Raw genomic sequence first — 389 nt, 5'->3', positions numbered from 1 at the left:
AATGGAAAAAGAACTGAAGGAAAGGAATGAGATTTTAAGCACTATAATGGAGTATGCAGGAGATGCCATTATTATGATTGACGATAACGGTAAAGTAACCTTCTGGAACCCTGCAGCAGAACGCATACTTGGATATTCAAAAGAAGAAATAATAGGTAAAGATTTGCACATGTTTATGATACAAGATATGCGGCTGTACGAAGCATATAGAGAAGCATTTAAAAGATTCCGTTCAACCGAAAAAGGAAGTGTTGTAGGCAAGACTGTTGAGATGAAGACAAGGCACAAAAACGGCTATGAAATTGATGTAGAACTTTCACTTTCTGCTGTAAAAATTAAAGATGCATGGCATGCAATAGGCATAATTCGCGACATAAGCGAGCGCAAGA

At 37.5% G+C, this 389-nt stretch carries 1 protein-coding gene; it reads left to right on the top strand.

What is annotated here, in order from left to right; translation table 11 throughout:
- Positions 1-389: PAS domain S-box protein (locus I4N53_RS01945; RefSeq protein WP_214495462.1), on the top strand; the 389-nt coding region annotated here is incomplete at both ends.

The sequence above is a fragment of the Thermoanaerobacter sp. CM-CNRG TB177 genome, assembly GCF_018588165.1.
Classification (GTDB): Bacteria; Bacillota; Thermoanaerobacteria; order Thermoanaerobacterales; family Thermoanaerobacteraceae; genus Thermoanaerobacter; species Thermoanaerobacter thermocopriae.
The sequence above is the reverse complement of the archived record's forward strand: the minus strand, read 5'-3'. Positions and strand labels throughout refer to the sequence as shown.